This is a genomic window from Arthrobacter sp. P4_F10 (genome assembly GCF_056401435.1).
Genome location: NZ_JBFUJJ010000006.1, coordinates 134645 through 157702 on the forward strand (window position 1 = coordinate 134645; position 23058 = coordinate 157702).

Annotated in this window: 18 protein-coding genes, 1 tRNA gene and 1 riboswitch; of the genes, 7 read left to right on the forward strand and 12 right to left on the reverse strand. The window is 68.3% G+C overall.

Annotation, left to right across the window (positions count from 1 at the left end; genetic code table 11):
* Window positions 1-30: 30 nt before the first annotated feature.
* The 6 genes from AC1DR1_RS09600 to AC1DR1_RS09625 all read right to left on the reverse strand — a co-directional run bounded on the left by AC1DR1_RS09600 (window position 31) and on the right by AC1DR1_RS09625 (window position 9331).
* On the reverse strand, window positions 31-2133 hold the full coding sequence (locus AC1DR1_RS09600; RefSeq protein ID WP_229994819.1) for an ArnT family glycosyltransferase: 2103 nt from the start codon (window positions 2131-2133) through the stop codon (window positions 31-33).
* Between the two features lie 6 nt (window positions 2134-2139).
* A complete protein-coding gene (locus AC1DR1_RS09605) occupies window positions 2140-4161 on the reverse strand; it encodes a glycosyltransferase family 39 protein (RefSeq protein ID WP_476992519.1) in 2022 nt (673 codons plus the stop codon).
* Window positions 4162-5586 carry a bifunctional glycosyltransferase family 2/GtrA family protein gene (locus AC1DR1_RS09610; protein WP_476992520.1) on the reverse strand — a complete coding sequence of 475 codons (1425 nt, stop codon included), beginning with the start codon at window positions 5584-5586 and terminating at the stop codon, window positions 4162-4164.
* Between the two features lie 148 nt (window positions 5587-5734).
* Window positions 5735-6559, reverse strand: coding sequence for an aggregation-promoting factor C-terminal-like domain-containing protein (locus tag AC1DR1_RS09615; RefSeq protein ID WP_476992521.1), 825 nt, complete (start codon window positions 6557-6559; stop codon window positions 5735-5737).
* Window positions 6559-6718, reverse strand: a riboswitch (cyclic di-AMP (ydaO/yuaA leader). Its footprint overlaps the gene before it by 1 nt.
* Before the next feature lie 168 nt (window positions 6719-6886).
* Complete coding sequence (locus tag AC1DR1_RS09620; RefSeq protein WP_476992522.1) at window positions 6887-8587, reverse strand: sensor histidine kinase; 1701 nt, start codon at window positions 8585-8587, stop codon at window positions 6887-6889.
* 3 nt (window positions 8588-8590) lie between these two features.
* The gene (locus AC1DR1_RS09625; RefSeq protein WP_229996174.1) at window positions 8591-9331 is read right to left on the reverse strand and encodes a response regulator transcription factor; all 741 of its coding nucleotides are present in this window, start codon (window positions 9329-9331) and stop codon (window positions 8591-8593) included.
* A 241-nt stretch (window positions 9332-9572) separates the two neighbouring features.
* On the opposite strand from AC1DR1_RS09625, the gene AC1DR1_RS09630 reads away from it, so the two are divergent.
* The 5 genes from AC1DR1_RS09630 (at window position 9573) to AC1DR1_RS09650 (ending at window position 13950) form a co-directional block, all read left to right on the forward strand.
* On the forward strand, window positions 9573-10559 hold the full coding sequence (locus tag AC1DR1_RS09630; protein WP_476992523.1) for a hypothetical protein: 987 nt from the start codon (window positions 9573-9575) through the stop codon (window positions 10557-10559).
* 547 nt (window positions 10560-11106) lie between these two features.
* Window positions 11107-11970 (forward strand): winged helix-turn-helix domain-containing protein, encoded by an 864-nt coding sequence (locus tag AC1DR1_RS09635; protein ID WP_364748255.1) that lies wholly within the window; start codon window positions 11107-11109, stop codon window positions 11968-11970.
* Window positions 11971-12471: 501 nt separating this feature from the next.
* Window positions 12472-12675, forward strand: coding sequence for a dodecin family protein (locus AC1DR1_RS09640; RefSeq protein WP_018774263.1), 204 nt, complete (start codon window positions 12472-12474; stop codon window positions 12673-12675).
* A 54-nt stretch (window positions 12676-12729) separates the two neighbouring features.
* Window positions 12730-13257 (forward strand): SixA phosphatase family protein, encoded by a 528-nt coding sequence (locus tag AC1DR1_RS09645; RefSeq protein ID WP_229992720.1) that lies wholly within the window; start codon window positions 12730-12732, stop codon window positions 13255-13257.
* A gap of 141 nt (window positions 13258-13398) precedes the next feature.
* Complete coding sequence (locus AC1DR1_RS09650) at window positions 13399-13950, forward strand: hypothetical protein (RefSeq protein ID WP_229992721.1); 552 nt, start codon at window positions 13399-13401, stop codon at window positions 13948-13950.
* 58 nt (window positions 13951-14008) lie between these two features.
* Here the strand turns inward: AC1DR1_RS09650 and AC1DR1_RS09655 are convergent, their stop codons facing one another.
* The 5 genes from AC1DR1_RS09655 to AC1DR1_RS09675 form a co-directional block, all read right to left on the reverse strand.
* On the reverse strand, window positions 14009-14662 hold the full coding sequence (locus AC1DR1_RS09655; protein WP_229992722.1) for a hypothetical protein: 654 nt from the start codon (window positions 14660-14662) through the stop codon (window positions 14009-14011).
* An 8-nt stretch (window positions 14663-14670) separates the two neighbouring features.
* Window positions 14671-15333 carry a TetR/AcrR family transcriptional regulator gene (locus AC1DR1_RS09660; RefSeq protein WP_229992723.1) on the reverse strand — a complete coding sequence of 221 codons (663 nt, stop codon included), beginning with the start codon at window positions 15331-15333 and terminating at the stop codon, window positions 14671-14673.
* Window positions 15330-17402 carry a YhgE/Pip family protein gene (locus AC1DR1_RS09665; RefSeq protein WP_229992724.1) on the reverse strand — a complete coding sequence of 691 codons (2073 nt, stop codon included), beginning with the start codon at window positions 17400-17402 and terminating at the stop codon, window positions 15330-15332. Before AC1DR1_RS09665 ends, AC1DR1_RS09660 begins: the two co-directional genes overlap by 4 nt.
* Window positions 17399-18139, reverse strand: a complete 741-nt coding sequence (locus tag AC1DR1_RS09670) for an ABC transporter ATP-binding protein (RefSeq protein WP_229992725.1) — start codon at window positions 18137-18139, stop codon at window positions 17399-17401. Before AC1DR1_RS09670 ends, AC1DR1_RS09665 begins: the two co-directional genes overlap by 4 nt.
* A 114-nt stretch (window positions 18140-18253) precedes the next feature.
* A complete protein-coding gene (locus tag AC1DR1_RS09675) occupies window positions 18254-19747 on the reverse strand; it encodes a dihydrolipoyl dehydrogenase family protein (RefSeq protein ID WP_229992726.1) in 1494 nt (497 codons plus the stop codon).
* Window positions 19748-19915: 168 nt separating this feature from the next.
* Here AC1DR1_RS09675 and AC1DR1_RS09680 point away from each other — a divergent pair, with 168 nt between their 5' ends.
* Window positions 19916-20644, forward strand: a complete 729-nt coding sequence (locus tag AC1DR1_RS09680) for a FadR/GntR family transcriptional regulator (protein ID WP_229992776.1) — start codon at window positions 19916-19918, stop codon at window positions 20642-20644.
* 146 nt (window positions 20645-20790) lie between these two features.
* Here AC1DR1_RS09680 and AC1DR1_RS09685 read toward each other — a convergent pair.
* Window positions 20791-20864: transfer RNA gene (locus AC1DR1_RS09685), tRNA-Arg, on the reverse strand.
* 277 nt (window positions 20865-21141) lie between these two features.
* On the opposite strand from AC1DR1_RS09685, the gene AC1DR1_RS09690 reads away from it, so the two are divergent.
* The gene (locus AC1DR1_RS09690) at window positions 21142-22977 is read left to right on the forward strand and encodes a phosphoenolpyruvate carboxykinase (GTP) (protein WP_229992727.1); all 1836 of its coding nucleotides are present in this window, start codon (window positions 21142-21144) and stop codon (window positions 22975-22977) included.
* Window positions 22978-23058 lie beyond the last annotated feature (81 nt).

The following is a 23058-nucleotide window of genomic DNA, read 5'->3' on the forward strand; positions in this document are numbered from 1 at the left end:
GCCACTCCGCCCGCCGATCCTGCTGCCCGTCTAGCCTGCCAGCAGGTACACGCTGGTCCCGCCCACGGTCTGGGCGGTGAAATTGTCCTGCACCCACGCGGCAATCTGCCCGGCATCGTTGGAGCCACTTTCGCCCTGCATCATGCGGCCGGCGATGAAATAGTGGATCTTGCCGTCGGCCACGTACTGCTGGAACTGTGCCAGGGTGGGCGCAGGGTCCGTGCCGTTGAACCCGCCCACGGCCATCACAGGGAGCTGGGTTGCCAGCTGGTAGCCGGCGGCGTTGTTGGACCCGACGACGGCGGCAGCCCACGTGTAGTGGCCGGCGTCTGTCTGCAGCGCTGTCACGAGAGCCGCCGACGGCGTGCTCGCCCCGAGCAGGCCGCCAGCCGCGCCCGCTCCCGGACCGCGGCCGGCACCGCCGGTCCCTGTGCCAGCGCCGGCCGTACCGTTGACCGCCGTAGCACCGCCGAGCGACGGCGGCAGCCCGGCCCCGGACCGGCCGGACACTGCCGGCCCGGCACTGACGATCGAGCCGCTGTGGGCCGTGGACGCGGTGGACAGCGAGTACGCCAGCGGCCCGGCGAGGGCGGCGGCGACGGCGAGCGACGCCGTCGTCCGCGCCATGATCCTGGACGCCTTCAGCCCCGGTCCCTTGACCCCCGCGACCCCGTTGGTCCCCGACCTCTTGAATCCCAGCGCCGCGGCGGCCAGCACCAGCGCCGCGGCGGCGAGGGCGCCCAGCAGCGCCACCCAGCGCAGCCACGGCAGGTACGCCGCGGTGCGGCCGAGGAGTTCGGCGGCCATGGCCCCGGCCGCCACGATCGCCACGGCGAGGACGGCGGCCGCCACGGGCTGGTCCCGCCGCTGCCAGAGCAGGACGCCGCCGAGCCCGGCAAGCCCGGCGATCCCGGGCGCCAGCGCCACCCCGTAGTACGGGTGGATGATCCCGGCCATGAAGCTGAACGTCAGGCCGGTGACCGCCACCCAGGAGCCCCAGATGACCACTGCGGCCCTTACTGCGTCGGTGCGCGACGCGCGGCGGCCCAGCCAGAGCAGCCCCGCTGCAAGCAGCAGCACCGAGGGCAGCAGCCAGGCGATCTGCCCGCCGAACTCGCTGTTGAAGAGCCGGAACAGCCCGGGCGTGCCCCAGCCGTTGCTGCCGCCCACACTCCCGGTTTCGTCGCCGTTCAGCCGGCCCAGGCCGTTGTAGCCAAGGGTCAGTTCCAGGATGGAGTTGTTCTGCGAGCCGCCGATGTAAGGGCGGTTCGCCGCGGGAATGAGTTCGACGGCGGCCAGCCACCACCCGGCCGCGACAGCCATCGCCGCGCCTGCGCAGAGCAGGTGAAGGATCCGTCTGCCTGCCGTGGCCGGCGCCGCGAGCAGGTATGCCAGGGCGAAACCGGGGACGACCAGCAGGACCTGCAGCTGTTTGGTGAGGAACCCGAAGCCCAGCAGCACCCCGGCGAGCAGCAACCAGGGCAGGCGCGCGTCCTGGATGGAGCGCAACACGGCGTAGGCGGCCGCGGTCATCAAAAGCACCAGCAGGGCATCGGGGTTGTTGAACCGGAACATCAGCACGGCCACAGGGGTCAGCGCCATGACCGCACCGGCGAGGAGCCCCGCGCGGTGGGCCAGGCCGGCGTCGGCCGTGGCGGGGGCCGCGGCCCGGCGTACGGCCAGATAGAGCAGCCAGACCGTGCCGACCCCCATGAGCGCCTGCGGGACGAGGACGCTCCAGAAGCTCAGCCCGAAGATCCGCACCGACAGCCCCATCACCCACAACGACGCCGGCGGCTTGTCCACGGTGATGGCGTTGGCGGCGTCAGAAGAGCCCAAGAACCAGGCCGCCCAATCCTGCGACCCCGCCTGGGCCGCCGCGGAGTAGAACGCGTTCGCCCAGCCGGAGGCTCCGAGGTTCCACAGATACAGCACGGCCGTGGCCAGTAGCAGGACCGCGAGTTCCAGCTGCCGTCGCAGCTGCCGGGCGCCAGGGACGGCGCGCTGGCCGCCGGCCGCCCGGGGCTCCAGGGGCCGGCGCCGCCGCTCCGGGACTTGCGGCTGCGGCGGGCCTGGCGTGCGGGCCGGTCCCGCCGGCACTGTGTCGGGGTGGGAGCTCAGGGTGTCAGTCATGGCGGCCTATGCTCCCAGCTTGTAGACGGTGGTGCTGCCCACCGTCTGGGCCTGGTAGTTGGCCGCGACCCAGGTGGCGACCTCGGAGTTGCCCCCGCGGCCCCCGCCCATGCCGCCCATGCCGCCGGAGACGAAGTAGCCGATCTCGCCGCGGTCCACCATTGCCTGGAACTGCGCGAGCGTGGGGTAGGGGTCGCCGCCGTTCCAGCCGCCGAGTGCAATCACGCTGGTGCCGGTGGCGAGTTCCAGGCTCGCGGCTTGGGTGGCGCCGGAGACAATCGCGGACCACTTGGTGCCCGAGGACTTCAGCAGCGCTGTCAGCTCCGCCGAGGACGTTTCCCCGCCGGGGCCGCCATCAGCACCGTCACTGCCGGCCCTGCCGGCTGCCCCGAAGCCGCCGCCCATCGCGGACGCGGTGGGACCGGACGTGGGGATCGAACCAGAATGCGGCTGGGCCACGGTCGACAGCGTCCAGGCGGTGCTCCCCAGCCCGCCGGCGAGCAGCGCCAGGATCACGACGCCCGCCGTGGCGGCCTTGCGTAACCGCGCCGGAAGCGCCGCCATGCTGTCCGCCCGCAGCAGCAACGCCGCGGCCGCGAGCACGCCCAGGACCACCGCGATCACCCGGAGCCCGGGAAGCCAGGCCGGATCGCGGCCCAGGAGCACGGCAGACCAGACCGATGTGGCCAGTACCGTCACGGCCAGGACGATCCGTGCCGGCCAGTAGGCCCGGCCCCGCCACAGTTCCACGGAACCGATGCCCGCCAGGGCCGCGATCGCGGGGGCCAGCGCTACGGCATAGTACGGATGCACGGTGCCGCTCATGAAGCTGAAGATTCCGGCCGTGATGACCAGCCAGCCGCCCCACAGCAGGAGCGCCGCACGGGTTTTTGAGGTCCTGGCCTCGCGCCGGGTGAACCACAGCCCGGCGGCCAGCAGGATCAGGGCTCCCGGCAGCAGCCAGGACACCTCGCCGCCGAAACTGGTCCCGAACATCCGGGTGATCCCGGCCGTGCCGCCGAAGCCCACGTTTCCGTTGCCGCCCGGGCCCCCGCCGCCCGGCATGCCCCCGCCGGACCCGGTGATCCGGCCCAGGCCGTTGTAGCCGAACGTCAGTTCCAGGAAGCTGTTGGTCTCCGAACCTGCCATGTACGGGCGGACCGAGGCCGGGGTCAGCTGGAACAGCACAATGTAGCTTCCGGCCACAACGGCGATCCCTGCGGCGGCGGCCAGCAGGTGCAGAAGCCGGCGGCCGAGTGTGGTGGGCGCCGCCCACAGGTAGGCCAGGGCCAACCCGGGAACGATCAGGAAGCCCTGCAGCATCTTGGACAGGAACGCCAGGCCGATCACCGCGCCGGCCGCAGCGAGCCACTTCCAGCCGGCCTTCTCGATGGCGCGCGTGGTGAGGTAGGCGGCCAGCACCAGGCACAGCGTGAGCATCGCGTCCGGGTTGTTGAACCGGAACATGAGGGCGGCCACCGGGGTCAGCGCCAGGGCGGCGCCGGCGAGCAGGCCCGCCGCCGGTCCGGACACCCGCTTGACGGTCAGGTAGAGAAGCCCGACGGCGGCCACGCCCATGAGAGCCTGGGGAATGAGCATGCTCAGTGCCGAGAAGCCAAAGATCCGTCCCGCGAGGGCGGGGATCCAGAGGGCGGCGGGCGGTTTGTCCACCGTGATGGCATTGCCGGCGTCGAGCGAGCCGAACAGCAGCGCGGTCCAGTCCTTCGTCCCGGCCTGGATCGCCGCGGCGTAGAAGGAGTTGGCGTAGCCGGTGGCTTCCAGGTTCCACAGGTACAACGCTGCGGTGACCAGCAGCAACAGCGCTGCCGAGGGCCGCACCCAACGTGGCTGCGGTCCGAACAGCAGGCGGTCCCGGCGGCTCTGGGTTGCGGGCGTGCGGGGTGTCGGCAGGTGGGGCGCCGTCCCGGTGTCCTCAGGTACCGCGCGGGGAGTTTCCTGGGCTGCCGGCGGGCTGCCGGCCGGGGAGCCTCCCTGGGCTCCGGCGGTGGGGCTGATGGTTGCCGTCATTTACTTGGCCCTTTCTGTACTGGGGAGGAAAGTGTCGGTGGCGCCGGGCGCCGGAACAGAGTCGGTAGGCCTGTGCCGGAAGACCACCAGCCGGAAGAGCAGGAATTTCACGGCTGTGGCGGCCAGATTGGCGGCGGTGACCGTGAGCAGTTCAAGCCAGCGGTCCGGTGCCGCTCCCGACGCGGCGTGAACCAGGGCGAGTGCGCCCGAGGTCAGGGCCAGCCCGATCCCGAAGACCAGCAGCCCCTCGAAGTGGTGGCGTGCCGCCTGGCTGCTGCCCTGGATGCCGAACGTGAAGCGCCGGTTGGCCGCGGTGTTGGCCACGGCGGTGGTGAGCAACGCCAGGAAATTTGCCAGCTGCGGGTCCATGATCCCGCGGCAAAGCAGGAAAATTGCCAGGTATGCCAAGGTGGAGGCCACCCCGATGCTGCCGAAGCGGACCAGCTGCCCGAAGAGGCTTCCGCCGGGGCTTTGTTCCTGGGCCCGCGAGGAGGCCGGCAGCGGTCCGCGGGCCAGGGCGGCGCGCAGCTCGGGCACCGGGATCCGGCCCGAGAGCAGGTCCCGGCTCAACCGTGCCATGCCGCGCAAGTCAGCGAGGGCAGTCTGGACGATGTCCACGCTGGAATCAGGGTCGTCGGTCCAGTCCACCGGGACTTCGTGGACGCGCAGGCCGCACTTTTCTGCCAGGACCAACAGCTCGGTGTCGAAGAACCAGGCGTTGTCCAGTGTGTGGGGGAGCAGTTGCCGGGCCACGTCCGCCCGGATCGCCTTGAAACCGCACTGCGCGTCGCTGAAGTGGGCGCCCATAAGGGACTGCAGCAGGAAGTTGTAGCTGCGCGAGATGAATTCGCGCTTGGGTCCACGGACCACACGCGAGTTGCGGGTCAGGCGCGTCCCGATCGCCAGGTCGGAGTGCCCCGAAATGAGCGGCGCAAGGAGCGGGCCGAGGGCGGCCAGATCAGTGGAAAGATCCACGTCCATGTACGCCAGGACCGGCGACGGCGAGGCAAGCCACACCTTGCGAAGCGCGTTACCGCGGCCCTTTTCGGCCATATGGACCACCTTCACTTCGCGCAGCTCGCGGGCTACGCGTTCCGCCGCCTTGAGCGTTCCGTCGGTGCTGGCGTTGTCCGCCACCGTGATCCGGAAGGAGTGCGGGAAGGCGCCGAGAAGGTACGCGTGGAGCCGGCGCAGGCATGCTTCGAGATCCCGTTCCTCGTTGAAGACCGGAATGGTGACGTCCAGCAGGGGGGTGCTGGCACGCGTGTCAATGGCTGAGCGCCGGCCGCCCGGGCCGGTAAGCGCCCCGGCGGACGTGCCCGGGCCAAGCGCTTCGGCCAGGGCAGGCCCCGGCCGTGCGGCCGGGCTGGCCGGCGTCGCCGTGGAGCGGAGCAGGGTTCCTGTGGCCTGGTCTGTGAATGTCATGGCTCAACTTTCCCGGCGGCCCATATGAGGGCTTTAGGGTCAAGCTGTGCGGGGGCTGTGGAAGTCCGGCTGGTCCGCCCCCGACACACAAGAAGGCCCCGGATCCATGTGGATCCGGGGCCTTCTGTGGAGGCCGGTTAGCGCCGGTTTAGTACCAGTTGTGTGCGTAGTGGAAGTTCAGGGCGCCGCAGGGGGAGCCGTAGCGTTCCTTGACGTAGTTCAGGCCCCAGTTGATCTGGGTCCGGTAGTTGGTCATGTAATCGGCGCCGGCGCTCGCCATCTTCGTGGCCGGCAGGGACTGGACCACGCCGTAGGCGCCGCTGCTGGGGTTGGTGGCAGTCGTCTTCCAGTCCGATTCCTTGGTCCAGAGCTTATGCAGGCACTGCATCTGGCCCGGTGCCCAGCCATAGCTGCCCAGCTGGGCCGCGGCGTAGGCCTGGGCCCCGGCGGGGTCGTCGACTGCGACCGGCGCAGCTGCGGGAGCCGGGGCAGCTGCCGGGGCCGGTGCGGGAGCGGGGGCCGGGGCGGGAACCGCAGCGGCTGCAGGAGCCGGTGCAGGAGCGGGGGCTGAGGGAGCCGGCACGGGAGCAGCGGGTGCTTGGATCAGCGCTTCGACGGCCTTAACCTGCGAGATCTGGGGTGCCACGTTTTTTTCCACTGGAGCGGTCGGCCCAGCCACCTGGGCCCGCTCGAAGTTGAGCTTGGCCAGCGGGTCGGCGGTGGTGGCTGTTTGGCTGCTTCCAACGTTCGTGCCCTGGCTCCCCGGCTCTGCCGCCTGGCTGGCAGCGCCGCCCCCCACCAGCATGGCGCAGGCGGCGGCGATGACGGCGGCGCGGCGGCCGGTGATGCCGAGGCCGGTGGCCAGCCTGGACAGGGCGGATGCCTGCGTGGCCGGTTCGGCGCGGTGGCGCGACTTGGTGGAACGGGAATGGGAATCGCCGTCAGGGCGCGTTTGTACTTGGAATTCAGTCATGGTGGCCTCTCAACGCCGGCGGAGTTAGCTGTCGGGTTCGGATGAGGTCATCCGGCCGCACGGAAACTCACGTGTCGGCTTCACCCCGAGGGCGCATGAAAGCAGAATGCCCGGGAACTCTGGGTCCCCCGCCTCTGCCTGGTCCAGCGGAATCCGGGAAGCGGCAGAGTTTGGCGTCCGTCCGGATATGCGGCACCAATGGCGGCGCACCCCAAAGACGCTACAGGACCCGGCCGCTTAAGTCACATTTTGGTAACAGGAGTCACAACTGCGGGGTGTCGGCTTGCGCCGGAGTCGCCGGTCGTTCGGGTGGGGGCCTGTGGGTGGCTACGCCGACGGCGGCGCCGCGGGCAGCCGCACGGCGAACTCCGTGCGGCCAGGCCGGGACGTGACCTCGACTGTTCCTCCGTGGGCCTCCACGATCGAATGGACAATGGACAAGCCCAACCCGCTCGTGCCCTCCGAGGTCGGCGCGGCAGTCGCCGTTCCCTGACCATGGCTGCCTCCGGCTGCCATGCCAAAGGCACTAGAAGCGGCACTAGAAGCGGCACTAGAAGCAGCACCGGAAGCAGCGCCGGATGCCGAGCGCACGGCGCCCCCGGACCGGGCCCCCGCCGTCGCGACGGCTGAGTTAGCTGCGGCGCTGGCTGCGGCGCTGGCTGCGGCGCTGGTCGCGGGATTGGTGCGCGCCGCGTCGGCACGTGCGAAGCGGGCGAAGACCCGGCCGACGAATTCGGGGGCGATGCCGCGGCCATTGTCCGTCACAGTGACCATGGCGCTGCCGTCAGCCGAACGCATGACGCCCGTAACCACCTTGGTTCCGGGGTCCGTGTGCTTGCGTGCATTGGACAGGAGGTTGGCGAGGACCTGGTGAAGCTGGGTCGCGTCACCGCGCACCACCACGGGTTCCTCCGGAAGCTCCAGCTGCCAGATGCGGTCCGGGGCCATGACTTTCTCATCGCTCACCGTCTCGATGGCCAACTGGGTGAGGTCGACGTCGGAGATCTTGAGCGGCTGTCCCTCGTCCAGGCGTGCCAGCAGCAGCAAGTCCTCCACCAAGGTGGTCATCCGCTCGGACTGGCTTTGCACGCGCGCGAGGGATCTCTGGCCGTCGGGAGTGAAGTGCTCGGTCATCCGCATCAGCTCCGTGTAGCCGCGAATGGCCGTCAGCGGGGTTCGGAGTTCGTGCGAGGCATCGGCGACGAACTGCCGAACCTTCATCTCGCTCTCCTGCCGCGCCTCGAGGGCATTGGAGACGTTGTCCAGCATCTGGTTCAGCGCGTAGCCCACGCTGCCTACTTCGGTTCCGCGGTGGGCGGCGGACGCCGGGACGCGCACCCCGAGCGCCACCTCGCCGGCGTCCAGCGGGAGGCGGGAAACTTGGGTGGCCACCTCGGAGAGCTGCTCCAACGGCTTCATGGTGCGGCGGATGAGCACAGTCCCGGCAAGGCCGATCAGAACTATTCCGCCAAGCGACACAATAGTGATGGTCCAGACAAGGGAGGTCAGGGTGCTCTGTTTATCGGCAAGGGGAAGCCCGGTGACAATGGTGTCGCCATATGGGGTCTGCGTGGCAACGAGACGGTAGGCGCCGGATGACAGCGAGCGATCAACGGGGAGACCGTCGGTGCGTAGTCCCAGGAGGATCTGGTCGTCCTCCGATGACAGCGAGGCGCGGGTGGCGTCGGTGGCCAGGAAGCCTGCACTGCTGACGTTGCCGTTCTCAATCCGGGCGATGAGGGTGCCGACCCTTTGTCCCCGCGCGTCTAAGGGATCCGGCCTGCCATTGGGGTTGCCGGCAGGGGGCCGGCTGAACTCACTCGAGCGGTGCGAAGCCTGGCCGAGCTGGTCATCGAGCTGCCGGGTCAGGAACAAGTCCATGGAGGCGTAGCTGAACAGTCCCACAGCGCCGCAGATAGCCACGAGCAGCGCCATGGCGACGAGAACCAGCCGGGTGCGCAAATGCCACGTGGAGGGGTTGCGCCAGTCGCGCCCGGGGACGCGTGTCACACCGGAAAGTGAAGGCACGGATCAGTCCGCCGGTTTCAGGACGTAGCCGGCGCCGCGCACCGTGTGGATCATGGGAGCGTGGTTGGCGTCGACCTTCTTGCGCAGGTAGGAAATGTACAGTTCCACGATGTTCGCCTGGCCGCCGAAGTCATAGTCCCAGACGCGGTCCAGGATCTGGGCCTTGCTGATGACCCGTTTGGGGTTTTCCATGAGGTAGCGCAGCAGCTCGAACTGCGTGGCGGTCAGATGCAGCTCCTCACCGCCCCTGGTGACTTCGCGGGTGTCGACATTGAGTACAAGGTCCCCGACCACCAGCTCGGCGGTGTCCATGGCGGCCACCCCGGAGCGCTGGACCAGCCTGTGCAGGCGCAGCAGCACCTCTTCCATGCTGAACGGCTTGGTGACGTAGTCATCGCCGCCGGCCGCCAGGCCGGTAATGCGGTCCTGGACGGCATCCTTGGCCGTGAGGAACAGCGCCGGCACCTCCGGCGCGAAGGCGCGGATCCTGCTTAGCAGCTCGACGCCGTCGAACCCGGGCAGCATCACGTCCAGCACTAGCACGTCGGGGCGGAAGTCCTTGGCCAGCCGGACCGCGGCGGGCCCGTCTTCCGCCACGGCCACGGACCAGCCGGCCATCCGTAGGCCCATGCTCATGAGCTCGGAGAGGCTGGGCTCGTCGTCCACCACCAGCGCGCGGATGGGGGAGCCATCCGGATGCGTGAGCTGGGGAAGGTTGTTAGTCATGGAGTGCGAAGTGGCCATGGGACAACTCTCCGATCTGCCGGTTAGGCGGGGCTTTGGGGACCCTGTGCGGCACCTGTGAATCCCAGCCTAGCGAGCTGGATGCCCTTCCCGGGCCGTAGGTGCCGCTCCGGCAGCGCTCAATCGGAGACTAACGCCCCGCCCGAACGTCACAGGCCCGGCTGTCGGCCCGCACAGCCCAGGCACAGGATCCCTCAGCACTCTGGGGTGAACACCGATCCGCACCCTAAGGAGAAACACCATGAGCGGTCAGCATCCCGGAGCCGGTTCCGGACCAGCCCCCAAGCCCGCCCCCGATTCCGCCCCCGATTCCACCCGCGCCACAACAGCAGCGCCCGCGCCCGTGACTACGCCCCGGGCTCTCGGGCAATACGACGCCGGACAGGATGGCGCTGGGCCGCATGCAGCCGGGCAGCCTGATGCCGGACACCACGACGCCGGGCAGCCGGCAGCCGGCGCTGCCTCCGGCTGGGGCGCGCCCCCTGTTTCGAAAGTGCCGGCATCGGCCCCGGCCTGGGGTATGCCCCGGCAAGGGCCTCCGGCGCCTGCGGCTACTGCCGGCTGGGGAGCGCCGGGAGCCGCCGCCAGGACGGGCTCGGCGGCAAAGCGCTGGACCCTCACCCGGGGACTCGCCGTCGCCGGGGCCGCAGCTGTCCTCGCAGTCGGCGCCGGGGCGGGGGTCTACGCACTTACCTCAAGTTCAGCGGCCGCCAACGGAGCTGCCGGCACAGCAGCCGGTGGGGCGGCGGGCGGGGCGGCCGGCGGCCAAGGTGTTGCCCCGGGCATGCCAGGTTCTGCGCAGGACGGATTCGCGGGTGGCGGATTCGCTGGAGGCGGCATGTCGGGGCAGGGTGGTCCCGGCGACTTCGCTGCCGGTGGGATGGGCGGCGGCCTTTCAGCGGCAGTGCATGCCGAATACGTGGTGCTGCAAGGATCCGCTTACACCACCATGGCCGAGCAGTTGGGCACTGTGAGCGAGATCAGTTCGTCCTCGGTCACGGTCAAGAGCAGTGATGGGTTCACGCGCAGCTATGCGTTGGGCGCCGATGTGGTGGTGAGTAATCTGCAACAGCGGCGCCAGCAGGCCGGCGGCACGGGCACCCAGCTGAGCGTGGCGGACATTGTCGCGGGCGGGACGGTGCGGATCGTGGCGACCAAGAACGGTTCCGGCTACACGGCGTCGTCGGTCATGGTTGTGGCGGCGACCGCCACCGGCCAGTCCAACTGACCCCCACCGCAGCCGGCATTTGCCGCCGGGCCACGCGGCAAAATGCCGGCTGCCCACTCCGTGGACCGTCTCGCAAGAAACGGTGGAGAGACCCGGTTTCGCGCATTTTGCGATGCTGTGAATGATTTCCACCACATCGCAAGATGGGCCGAATAATATTCGGACAAAGCGACTTTCTGACCAGTCGGTCAGAAAAACACTTGTTATTTTATTGCGGTCGCAGAATTGTGACTTGCGCTACAATTCCCGGATCTGTCTCACTATGTGGAACTTGCGGTCCATTGTTACTTGCACGTTCGCATTGTTACGTTGCACACTTCAATTGTGAACAAGAACTCAACAGCACCTGCAGCTGCAGCTTCCTGGATCAGCACACCCGCTGGTACCGAGACGCGCTGTTGTCGAATGCACGCCTAACTTTTACACCCCAAAGAGTTTCTAGGCATTCGCCCCCCAGCCCAGAGTCGGGCGCCCCTCCCCAATTTCATTGCGGGGAAAGAAGCATTCGAGCCGCGATGACGGCCATTCACATTGAGGTAAGCATTCCATGTCAGTTGCATCCGGATACGTCCACATCTCCGTCCGTAACGCCAGCAAGGCCGGCCAGGCCTCCGGGATCCGCCAGGGCTTTGGGGGCCGCTCTGCGTTCGCACCCGCCGGATCCACCGGCAGCTTCCCCGCCCCCGGATATGCAGCGCAGGGCTACAACCCTGACTCCTACGGCCAGCTCCGCGCCGTTCCGCCCGCCCCCGCCACGGCGCCCACCCCGGTGATTGCCCCGGGTTCCGGCAGCCCGGTCCGTCCAGCCCCCAGCGACAACGTGGCCCGCGGCTTCGTGCTGTACATGGGGATCGACGAGGAAACCGCAGCCGCGGCCGGCACGTCCATCGCCAAGCTTGCCCAGGAAATCCGGGCCTACGCACAGTCGCTCGTTGCCGGCGCCGAAAGCTATGCCGCCGTCGCCGTCGCACCGGCCAGCGCCCCGGGTTCCGCGCTCGACGTCGTCCGCTCGACCTTCGGTGACCCCACCGCAGGGGCCCGCCAGCGCACCGAAACCGCACGCCTGCAGCAGCCGCAGGATCCGCGGCCTTCCGGAGTGCTGATCGACCTCGCCCGCCGTGAGGTGCACCTCGACGGCGAATCCCTGAACCTGACATTCAAAGAGTTCGAGCTCCTGAACTACCTCGTGGAGAACGGCACACGCACTGTGGGCCGCGACGAGCTCCTCGAAGGCCTGTGGCGGAACGCCGAAGAGGTCCCGAACGAGCGGACCATCGACGTCCACATCCGCCGCCTGCGTTCCAAGCTCGGCCGCCTCGCCAACACCGTGCGCACTGTGCGCGGCCAGGGGTACCGGTTCTACGAGCACCCCGAAGTAGTGGTCTGGGCCGCTCCGGAATACTCGATCTAGCTTCTAGCCCACGCAAAGCGTCCGTTCCTCTCATTGGGGCGGGCGCTTTCGTGTTCTCCAGAGCGCGTTTCACGCGCTCCAGGCGGCTCTTTGCCGTGCCTTAGCGTTCGCTGGCTCCCTTAACCTCGCAAGCTCGGACAAGGAATCCGGCCAGCTCTTTTCCTCCTTCGTTCCTCAGTCGGCGATGCGGCACTACGCGGAAACCCACTTCGCTTCCGCCGGGCAGTCACATTCCCCGACGGGCGCTTTGGGTGGGCTGGCTGACGGGCATGTGCCTCCGCGGCTGAGGCGGCGAGGCCGGATCTTGGGGCCGCGGCGTGGCGGGCACCGCGGGGGCCCACTGCCGCGAGGGCCCCGACTCGAGCTTGCGAGAGTTGGGAGCGGCTGGGGACGGGCACGGCCCCAAATCCGGCGAAGCCGCTGTGCGTGGGGGTGGACTCTGTTGCGTTTCCTGGCTCCGGCGTAGTCTCGGACCGTTGAGCCGACAATTGGGAGGAAGACATGTCTGTTGCACGGATTACTACCCTGAGCGCGAACTCCAAAACCTCGTTTGATGCTGCCATCAAGGAGGGCATCGACCGGGCTAACAAGACCCTGCGCAATGTCACGGGGGCGTGGGTGAAGGAACAAAAGGTTGAAATCAGCGACGGCGCCGTTGTTGCCTGGCACGTGGTGCTGGAAGTGACCTTTGTCCTTGAAGACTGAGCGGCCGCTGGCGGGCTGGGCGCCTGGCGGCAGCCACCGCACTAGGATTGGGGCATGAGCGCGCATCACATCAAACGGCTGGTGATCATGCGGCACGCCAAGTCCGACTGGCCCGGTGGGGTTGCCGACCACGAAAGGCCGCTCGAAGAGCGCGGCCACAAAGATGCCCCGGTCGCCGGAAAGTGGCTGCTAAAGCACGGCGTGGTCCCTGATTTCATCCTCTGCTCCAGCGCGCTGCGGACCCGCCAGACCTGCACCTGGGTGTGCCACGCCCTCGGGGACAAGGCGCCGACGCCCAAGCTCGAGGATGGCCTGTACGCCGCGTCCGCCTCGCGCATGCTGGCGGTGATCAACCATGTCCCGGACACCGTGAGCACCCTCATGGTGATCTCGCACATGCCCGGTGTGCAGGACCTCGCCATGCATCTGGCGTCGCGCGATTCCGACCACGACGCCTATATGGACGCCGCCACCCGCTTTCCGACCAGCGCTCTGACCATCCTGGAAACGGAAAAGTCGTGGTCCGAACTGGACGGGCAGGACGCCAAACTGACCCACTTTAAGGTCCCCCGCGCCAAATAGCCGCAGGCCAGCCCGGACAGCGGTTCCCGAGACCATAGCTACCGGCCCCGTTCTGCGGTTTACTGTTGCTGTTCGCTGATGTGGTTTTTCCAGTGGTTTTTTGGGGCAGGTTAGGCAACCCGAGAGAAAAGGTGGATCAACGTGGATTCAGGGCAGCTCATAGGAATTGTCGTCGGCATCGTTGTGGTGCTCGCGATCGTGGCAGTGGCAGTCATGATCAGCCGCAAGCGCAAAGTGGCCGCGGACCGGAACCGCGCCGCCGAGATGCGGGAACAGGCCAAGGCCGACGAATTCGCTGCGCGGGAACGTGAGGCCAAGGCGGCGCGTGCCGAGGCCGACGCGCAGGAGGCCGACCTCGAAGCCGAGCGCCTGCGCCAGGTTGCCCGCAGCCGCCAGGAAGAGGCGGAAAGCGTCCGCTCCGGCGCGCAGGAGCAACTGCGCAAAGCCGACGAAGTGGACCCTGATGTGGTCACCTCCGAACGCGAAGGCGAAACCAGGGAAATGCCGACCCGCGCGGATTTGCGCTCCGAGAGGGCCACCGGCGAGCCAGCGAGCGGCAACACCGTCCCCGGCAACCCCGCCTCCGGCAACCAAGTGCCCGACGACCAGCGCAGCCGGGAAGACGTGACCCGGGCCGACACCGCACAGGGCCCGGATACCGCCCCCCGGGAAGACAAGCCGCGAAACCTCTGACCGAGACCTCGAACCTCTAACCCGAATCCACTGAGCCGCCAAGGGCCGCGCTCCGGAGTCAGCGGCGGGCGGAGGTCCGGGCAGGTGACTTGGTAGCAGGTGACTTGGCAGCGGGCGCCTTTGCGGGCGCCTTTACGGGCGCCTTTACGGGTGACTTTGCTGCGGGCCGGGCCGCCGCCCGCGGAGCCGCCGGGCGTGCGGCGGTTCCCCTCGGCGTCGGACGCGGCGCGGACGGCCTCGGGCTCGCGGACCTCGTCGCCGCGCCTCGTGCGGCAGGCGCCGGGCGGCGTCGCGGAGCCCGGCCCGGGGAACGCCGGCCGCGGCTCTTGCCGGGCAGGACAGTGCCGGCAAACAGCAACAGCAACGTGACGGCTCCGGCGGCCGCGGCCAGATAGAAGTACAGATCCGGATGCTCGGAATCGACGTGCGTGGACAGGGCGTCGGGATCGGGGTTGAAGGCCAGTCCCCACTGGCGCAGGAATGCGATCCCGAACGCGATGAAGAGGATGCTGCCGACCCCGCTCGCGGCCAGGGTCTTGTGCCGGCGCCGGACCACCACCTCCGCCACACAGGCCACATAGGCCGTGGCGGCAGCCCCGACGAACCACACCAGCACCCACTCGTGCAGGGTGATTCCGGTCAGGACCAAAAGTCCCAGGGCGGCGAGGAACGCTCCGATGGCGATCTTCCCGTTGGTACCCATGTGACGCATGTGAACAATCATGCCTGAGTGGGCGGCTGCTTCACGACGTAGCCGCGCATGGAGGCCATAATTGCGGCCACACTCTGCTCCCTGGTCCGCTCCGGGTTGTACGTCTGGCGGTCCAGGCCCACCACGAAACAGGCCCCAAAGATTGCCGTTTCGAGGCTGCCCCGGGATACACCGGGATCCACGGGATAGGCGGCGGCGACACCATCGATGGCAGAGCCGATCACCGCGAGCAGGCGCGCGCGGAGCTCTGCGAAGGTGTCCTGCCATTCACTGGGAGTGCGCCAGTTTTCGCTGACCCAAAGCCGGGCGAAGGACGGGTACTCGGCCATGAAGTCCATGGCCTGGCCGATCATCTCCTCCATGGCGGCGAGGGGATCGGCGGAGTCGTCCCGGACGCTCAGGAGCCGTGCCATGAGGATGTCCACGCCGTGGCGCAGCAGCTGGGCAATCAGGTCCGACTTGCTGCCAAAGTTGTAATACACCGTGCCCTTGGACACCCCGGCCGCCGTGGCGATCTCGTCCACCGTCACGCCCGCCGCGCCGCGCTCTCCGATCAGTTCCATGGACGCCTCGAACAGTTTCTGCTTCGTGGCGTTGGTGCGGGCGGGCCGGAGCTTTTTCTCCGCGTCCCCGGGACCTGCCGCGCTGCCGCCGCTTTGGCTGGTGGTCATACGGCGATCTCCGGTTTCAGCGTCTTGGGGGTCCAGTATTTGTTCTTCCGGGCGGCAACGGTTGACATTGCCAGTCCCAGCAAAGTGTAGCCAACCAGCCCCAGCATGGTGGGCAGGATGATGGCCAGGTCAGCGCCGTAGATCAGGTGCCGCATGCCGCTGACCACGTAGCCCATCGGCAGGATCTGGTGCACCACGTGCAGCGGCTCGGGCGTGGTCTGCCACGGGAACGTGCCGCCGGAGGAGACCAGCTGCAGCACCAGCAGGATCAGCACCACGAGCTTGCCGGGCGAACCAAGCAGCGCAACCACGCCCTGGATGATTGCGCTGAACGCCATCGCGGCCGCCAGCATGAGGAACCACATGAGCACCGGGTGGGCGGGGTTCAGTCCGAGCCCCACGTCCACCACCAGGGTCAGCAGGCTGGCCTGCACGGCGGACACCGCCAGGAACGGAAGCCAGCCGCCGGCAGCGATCTTCCAGGCCGGTGCATTGGAGGCCAGCGCGCGCTGGGTGACCGGGCGCATCGCCTGCACCAGCATGAAGATGCCGATCCACAGGGACAGCGTCAGGAAGAACGGCGCAAGTCCGGCGCCGTAGGACCCAGCCTTGGCCTGCGAAACATTGCTGACGGCGACTGGATCCGCCATGACCTTGGAGAGGCTGTCCTTCTGGGCGTCGTCGGGGTTGGGGACCTTCCCGGCGCCCTGGGCGAGTTCCGCGGCGAGCGTTCCCGCGCCGTCGGAGGCCGTCGCCGCGCCGCTCTCCAGCTGCGCCGCGCCGTCGTCGAGTTTCTGGGCTCCCTGCACGAGCTTGCCGGCACCGTCGACGGCGTTCTGCTGGCCGGCAGCGAGGGCCGCCGAACCGCCGGCGAGCTGGTCCGCCCCGGCGGAGGCCTTGGCGACGGCGTCGCTGAGGGCGGGCGCGGCGCCGGCCAGTTGTGAGGCGCCGGCGCTGACGGCGGCGGAACCGTCGGCCAGCTTCTGGACCTGGGCGGCGGCAGCCTGCAGCTTGGCGCCGGAGGGAGAAGCCACGGCAGAAGCCGCCGGCGGGGCCGGAGTGGCGTCGACGTCGGCAACCACCTTGTCGGCCTGCTCCTGGCTGAGGACGCCGGCGGCGACCAGGCGGGCCGTGGACGCCACGACCCTGCTCCGCTGGGCCTGCGCGGCGGCCTGCTGCGCGGTTTGTTCCGCGGCCGCGAGTTGTCCGGGAATGGCCTGCACCTGGGCGTTGAGCGCGGCGTTGCCCGCGGCCACCTGGGCGGCGCCGTCAGCCAGCCGCTGTGCGTCGGCGGGCAGGGCTGCCGTCTTGTCCTTGAGCTGGGTGAGGCCGCTGCTGAGCTGTCCGGCCCCGGCGCTGAGCGCAGTGGCGCCGTCCCGGAGCTTGACTTCGCCGTTGTACAGCTCGGTGGCGCCGGATGTGAGTTCGCCGGTGCCCTGGTGCAGGGTCACGGTGCCGTCGTGAAGCCGGGCGACGCCGTCGGCGAGCTGGCCGGCGCCGTCGGAGGCCTTGAGCATCTGCGTGTGTATGGTGCCGAATCCGGTGAGGAGCTGGTTGGCGGTCTCCTCGCCCACCTCCTTGGCGACCGTCGTGTGCACCGCGGTGGTCAGCTTGTCCACGATGGTGCTCAGCAGATAGTTGTTGGCATCGTTGGTGGTGACGTTCAGCATGGCCTGGTTGGCGGCGTCGAAGCTGCCGGGGGAGACCAGGTTCGCGGAAAAGTCCTGCGGGATTTTCAGGGCGAAGGCGTAGGTGCCGTTGCTGACGCCCTGGTCTGCCTCCTCCGTGCTGGCGACCGTCTTCCAGTTGAAAACATGGCGGTCCACCAGGCTCTCGGCCACCTTCCGGCCGGCCTCCAGCCGCGTGCCGTCGGCGGACGAGGCACCGGAGTCCTGGACCACCAGGGCCGCATCGATCTGGTTCAACTTGCCGTACGGATCCCAGTTGGCGTAGAGGTACACGGCGCCGTAGAGCAATGGAACGAGGGCCAGGGCCAGAATGGTCAGCTTGGGAAGCAGCCCGCCGGTCATTCGTTTGAGCTCGGAGCGGGCCAGCCGCAGCACTGTCACTTTGCGTCCTCGGTTTCGGGTGAGAGGGATTCGGGCAAGAAAGTTTCGGGACGGCGACCTACGCGAGTCTGGGCTGCATCAGCATCGGCGTCGTCAGCATCGGGTTCAGCTTGCGGGACGGCATTGCCGATCACGGCGGCGGGCCCCGTCCAGCCGTCCGGAATGCGGGTGACGGTGGCGACGACGGCCAGCGGCCGCCCGGCGTCGTGCGCCAGTTCCTGCAGCCGCGGCAGCCAGTCGGCGGCATCGCCGCTGTGCCGGTCGGGGGAGTCCACCACGAGGAGATCGGTGTCCGGATTGGCGAGGGCGAGCGCCGTGAGGAGCCCGGTCCGCCGGCCCGCCGGCAGCTGCTCGGTCCAAAGCCCGGCGATGTCTTCGAAATTGTTGAGCCTTAGCCAGGGCGTGCTGCGCGCGGCGCCGCGGTGGCGGCGCGGCACCAGGGCCAGATCCTCGGTGACGAGGTCGCGGACGCTCAGGTGCTGTTCGGGCTCGTTGACGCCGGGGGAGTCGACCACGCTGCTCGCCTGCCGGAGCACTTTGATCCGGGTATTTCCGTCCCAGCTCACGATCCCGGCGGAGGGCTTCATACGTCCGCTAAGGGCCAGGGCCAGGGCGGTCCGCTGGTCCTGGCGGACACCTTCGACCAGCAGGAGGTCTCCGCGCGCGGCCTCCAGCGAGGTGGGCGGCAGCAGGTCATCCCGCCGGCCGGTCACGGAGAGCTGTTGTACGCAGAGCAAAGCGGGCCTTTCGCAGGAACGATGTCCACTCAAGGCTAACTAAACTGACCAGTCAGTTCAAATAGAATGGGTTGGGTGTGATGAACCAGACGTGCCGCAGCCGCTCCGGCCGGTTCAGAGGCCGTATTCCTCCAGCAGGCGGAGCCAGACTTCGCTGATGGTCGGATAGGAGGGCACGGCGTGCCACAGACGCTCCAGCGGAACTTCCCCCACCACCGCAATCGTGGCGGCATGCAGGAGTTCGGCCACATCCGGGCCGGCGAACGTGGCGCCCAGCAGCACCCTGCGGTCCTCGTCGATGACCAGCTGCGCCCACCCTTCATAGTGTTCGGCGTGCAGGGACGAGCCGGCCACCTGGATGGGAAGCTCCACGGCAGAGGCCCGGAAACCGTCTTTCTCCGCCTGCGCCATGGTCCGGCCGACATTCGCCAGCTCCGGGTCGGTGAACACCACATTCGGCACAGCGTGCTCATATGCCGTCTGGGCAAAACGGCTCCACGGTGCCGGCTCGCCGGTGAGTTCGCCCTTGGCCCGGGCGGCAATGGCGTCTCCCGTGGCCCGGGCACCGTACTTGCCCTGGTGGGTCAGCATGGCCCGTCCGGCGGCGTCGCCGGCAGCATAGAGCCACGGGTTGCCGGACACTTCGTTGTCGGTGGCTTGGTGGACTAGTCCGGTGGAATCGGTAGTGAGCCGCAGGGTCCCGCCCTCGGGCGCCGGGAGGCCGACGCTGTCCAGGCCGAGTCCCTCAAGGGCGGGGTGCCGGCCGGTGGTGACGAGCAGCTTGTCCGCCGTCACCGTGGCGCCATGGGCCGGGCCCGGGTTGTCCTTGGGGCCGCCGTCGAGCACGACCGTGAGGGAGCCGTCGTCGTTCTCGTGCACGCTCCGGGTCCCTGTATGCAGGCGGAGGTCGACGCCGTCGGCGCGCAACCCGGCCGCGACCAGGTCGGCGGCCTGCTCCGGGAAAACGCCCAACAGGCTGCCGCGGGCCACGAGAGTCACGGACGCGCCAAGGCGGGCATAGGCCTGGGCGAGTTCGACGCCGGCAACCCCGCCGCCTAGGACCGCCAGCCGCGCCGGGACGGCGCGGGCGGAGGTCGCCTCCCTGGTGGTCCAGTACTCGACGTCGTGAAGCCCTTCGACCGGCGGCTGGTTGGGGGTGGATCCCGTGGCGACCACCACGGCGTGCCGGGCCGTCAGCGCGTAGCTGTTGCCGTCCAGCCCTGCCACTTCGACCTGCCGCGGGGCGGTGATCCAGCCATGGCCGCGGATCAGCTCGATCCCGGTGTCCTCCACCCACTTGACCTGGCTGTCGTCCTGCCAGTTCGAGGTGAAGTAGTCCCGGCGCTTCAGGACGGCTGCCGGATCCAGGGTGCGCGTGACGGCTTCCTGGGCTCCCGGGACAGTCTGGGCCCCGTGCAGTGCGGTTCCCGGGCGCAGGAGCGCTTTCGAGGGCATGCAGGCCCAGTACGAGCACTCGCCGCCTACCAGCTCCGCCTCGATGAGCACCGCCGTCAGGCCGCCGCGGACCACGCGGTCCGCCACGTTTTCGCCCACGGCGCCCGCGCCGATCACAATGACATCGAATTCCCGCAGAAGCTGTGCTGTCATGGCACCAGCCTACGCCGGGGCCCTGGCCGGATCCGGGCGGGCGCCCCGGGCGCCGGCGGTGCTGGGTTCCGGCGTAATATGCCGGGCCGGGCCCTTTGCAGGCGGGGGGGACGGTCGCTACTGTTGGGACCATACTTGGGGGAGGAGGCGGCCATGGCCGCACGCAACATGACAACAGGCACGGCCATACCGCTGGCGAGGTTCAGTGCCCAGACCCGGCTCCGGGCACTTCAGTCGGACATCCTGGAGCTGATCCTTGAGCGCGACCTTGTTCCCGGGGACCCGTTGCCGACGGAGAGCGAGCTCACTGCGGCCCTCGGCGTCGGCCGCAACACGCTGAGGGAGTCCCTGAAGGCGCTCCAGGCGCTGGGTGTCATCGAGATCCGCCACGGCTTCGGCATGTTTGTGGCGCCGAGCAATTTCGAAGCCCTGACTGACGGGCTCACGTTCCGGGCCCGGCTGTCGCTGCGCCATCACGGTGAGGAAGCCCTGCAGCTCGTGGAGGTCCGGCAAGCGCTCGAATCCGGCTTGGTAGGCGCTGCCATGGACCGGATCAGCGCAGAGCAGCTGGCCGCCGTGGAGGAATCTGTGCATCGGATGGAAGCGCTGGCTGCTGCCGGGGAGCCCTTCATCGAGGCCGACGCGGAGTTCCACCGCCGGCTTTTCGAGCCGCTGAACAACGATTTATTGATCAGCCTGATGGATGTCTTCTGGAAGGTGTACCGCACCATCCACCTCGAACTCGGCGGTCCGTACGCCGTCGACCTCCCGGCGACGGCGGCGCAGCACAGGGGGATCTATGAGGCTGTCGCCTCGGCGGATAAGGCCCTGGCAGCCGAACGGCTCAGCACCCATTTCGACGCAATTCGGGACATCATCGCCCAGGCCACGGGCTGATCCCTGCTGCGTGGGCCGCTAGCCCCTGGCTGTGTACCGTGCCTGTGTACTTTGCGGGTGTGCTTGGCATCTGTACTTTGCGCGTACCGCGGGCGCTTAAAACATAAGATCCGCCCCGGCGAACCGGGGCGGATCTTCTTCTTCTGTGCGCCCAAAGGGATTCGAACCCCTGACCTTCTGTTCCGTAGACAGACGCTCTATCCAGCTGAGCTATGGGCGCATTCTCGGCTCTTGGAGAACTTCTCGCTCCCCGAACCTCGAATTACTTTACGCGAGGCCGCGCCCAGTTACAAATCGAAGCGGGTGTAATTTAGCCGACTAGACCGGTCTATGTGACCTTAGTCACTAAACGGGTGCATGGCGGCTGGCTACTTCCTTGAATTTCCGCGGTTTTTGATTTGAGCCGGCTTGGTCATCCCATGTCCGGGCCCGAAATGGGCACCCTGCCGAGCCCTAGCATTTAGGACACACCACTGAACCCGAGGAAGGGAACCGTAATGGGAGATCTGGCGCGACTGCCGTTGCTTGAAAAAGCACCCACCACACATGCCGGTCTGCTGGCATGGGTAGAAGAGGTGGCTGAACTGACTCAGCCGGACCGGATCTACTGGGTTGACGGGTCGGAAGCGGAGAACACGCGGCTCACTGACGAGCTCGTGGCCGCAGGCACCCTGACCCGGCTGAACGAGGACCTCTTCCCCAAGTCCTTCGCGGCGTTCTCTGACCCCGCCGACGTGGCCCGCGTCGAAGAGCAGACCTTCATCTGCTCCGAGAAGGAACACGACGCAGGCTTCACCAACAACTGGATGGCCCCGGCGCAGATGAAGGAAAAGCTGCGCGGCCTGTTCGCCGGCTCCATGCGCGGCCGCACCATGTACGTGATCCCCTTCGTGATGGGCCACCTCGACGCCGAGGACCCCAAATTCGGCGTCGAAATCACCGACAGTGCCTACGTTGTCGCCTCCATGCGCATCATGGCCACTATCGGCACCAAGGTTCTGGACAAGATCACCGCTACCAACGCGTTCTTCGTCCCCGCCCTGCACTCCCTGGGCGCCCCGCTGGCCCCCGGCCAGGTTGATGTCCCGTGGCCGTGCAACCCGGACAAGTGGATTGTCCACTTCCCGGAGGAGCGCTCCATCTGGTCCTTCGGCTCCGGCTACGGCGGCAACGCCCTGCTCGGCAAGAAGTGCTACGCGCTGCGCATCGCCTCGGTGATGGCACGGGACGAAGGCTGGCTGGCCGAGCACATGCTCATTCTCAAGCTGACCTCGCCGGAGAAGAAGAACTACTACGTCTCCGCGGCCTTCCCGTCGGCCTGCGGCAAGACCAACCTCGCCCTGCTGGATCCGACCATCGAGGGCTGGAAGGTCGAAACCCTCGGTGACGACATCACCTGGATGCGGTTCGGCAAGGAAGGCGAGCTCCGCGCCGTCAACCCTGAGGCCGGCCTGTTCGGCGTGGCCCCGGGCACCGGCTGGGGCACCAACCCCAACGCGATGCGCGCCATCGCCAAGGGCCACAGCATCTTCACCAACGTCGCCCTCACGGACGACGGCGGCGTGTGGTGGGAGGGCATGACCGAGGAAGTGCCCGCACACCTGACCGACTGGCAGGGTAACTCCTGGACGCCCGATTCGGACAAGCCCGCTGCCCACCCGAACTCCCGCTTCTGCACGCCGATCGACCAGATCGACATGCTGGCCGAGGAGTACTACAACCCGGACGGTGTGGAGCTTTCCGCGATCCTGTTCGGCGGGCGCCGCAAGACCACCATCCCGCTGGTCACCGAGGCGCGCAGTTGGTCCAACGGCATCTTCATGGGCTCCACGCTGTCCTCCGAGACCACAGCCGCGGCTGCCGGTGCCGTCGGCGTTGTCCGCCGGGATCCGATGGCGATGCTGCCCTTCATCGGCTACGACGCAGGCGATTACCTGAACCACTGGGTCAACCTGTCCGCCAAGGCCAACCCGGAGCGCCTGCCCAAGATCTTCCTGGTCAACTGGTTCCGCCGCAATTCCGAGGGCGGCTTCGCCTGGCCCGGCTTCGGGGACAACTCCCGTGTCCTGAAGTGGGCCATCGAACGCCTCGAGGGCAAGGCCGACGCCGTGGAGACCCCCATCGGGTTCGTCCCCACCGCTGACGCAATCGACCTCACCGGCCTGGACATGACGCCCGCCCAGGTTGAAGAAGCCGTCCGGGTTGATCCGGCCGAGTGGGCCACTGAGCTGGCCTCCATCGAGGATTGGTTCGCGAACTTCGGCAGCTCGCTGCCCGAGGCACTGCAGGCCGAGCTGGACGGCCTGAAGGCCCGCATGGCCGTTCAGCAGTAGCAGCCGGCACTCAGCGACAACGACGGCGGCCCCGCACCTTTCAAAGGTGCGGGGCCGCCGTTTCCTGTTGCGGGTCCCGCC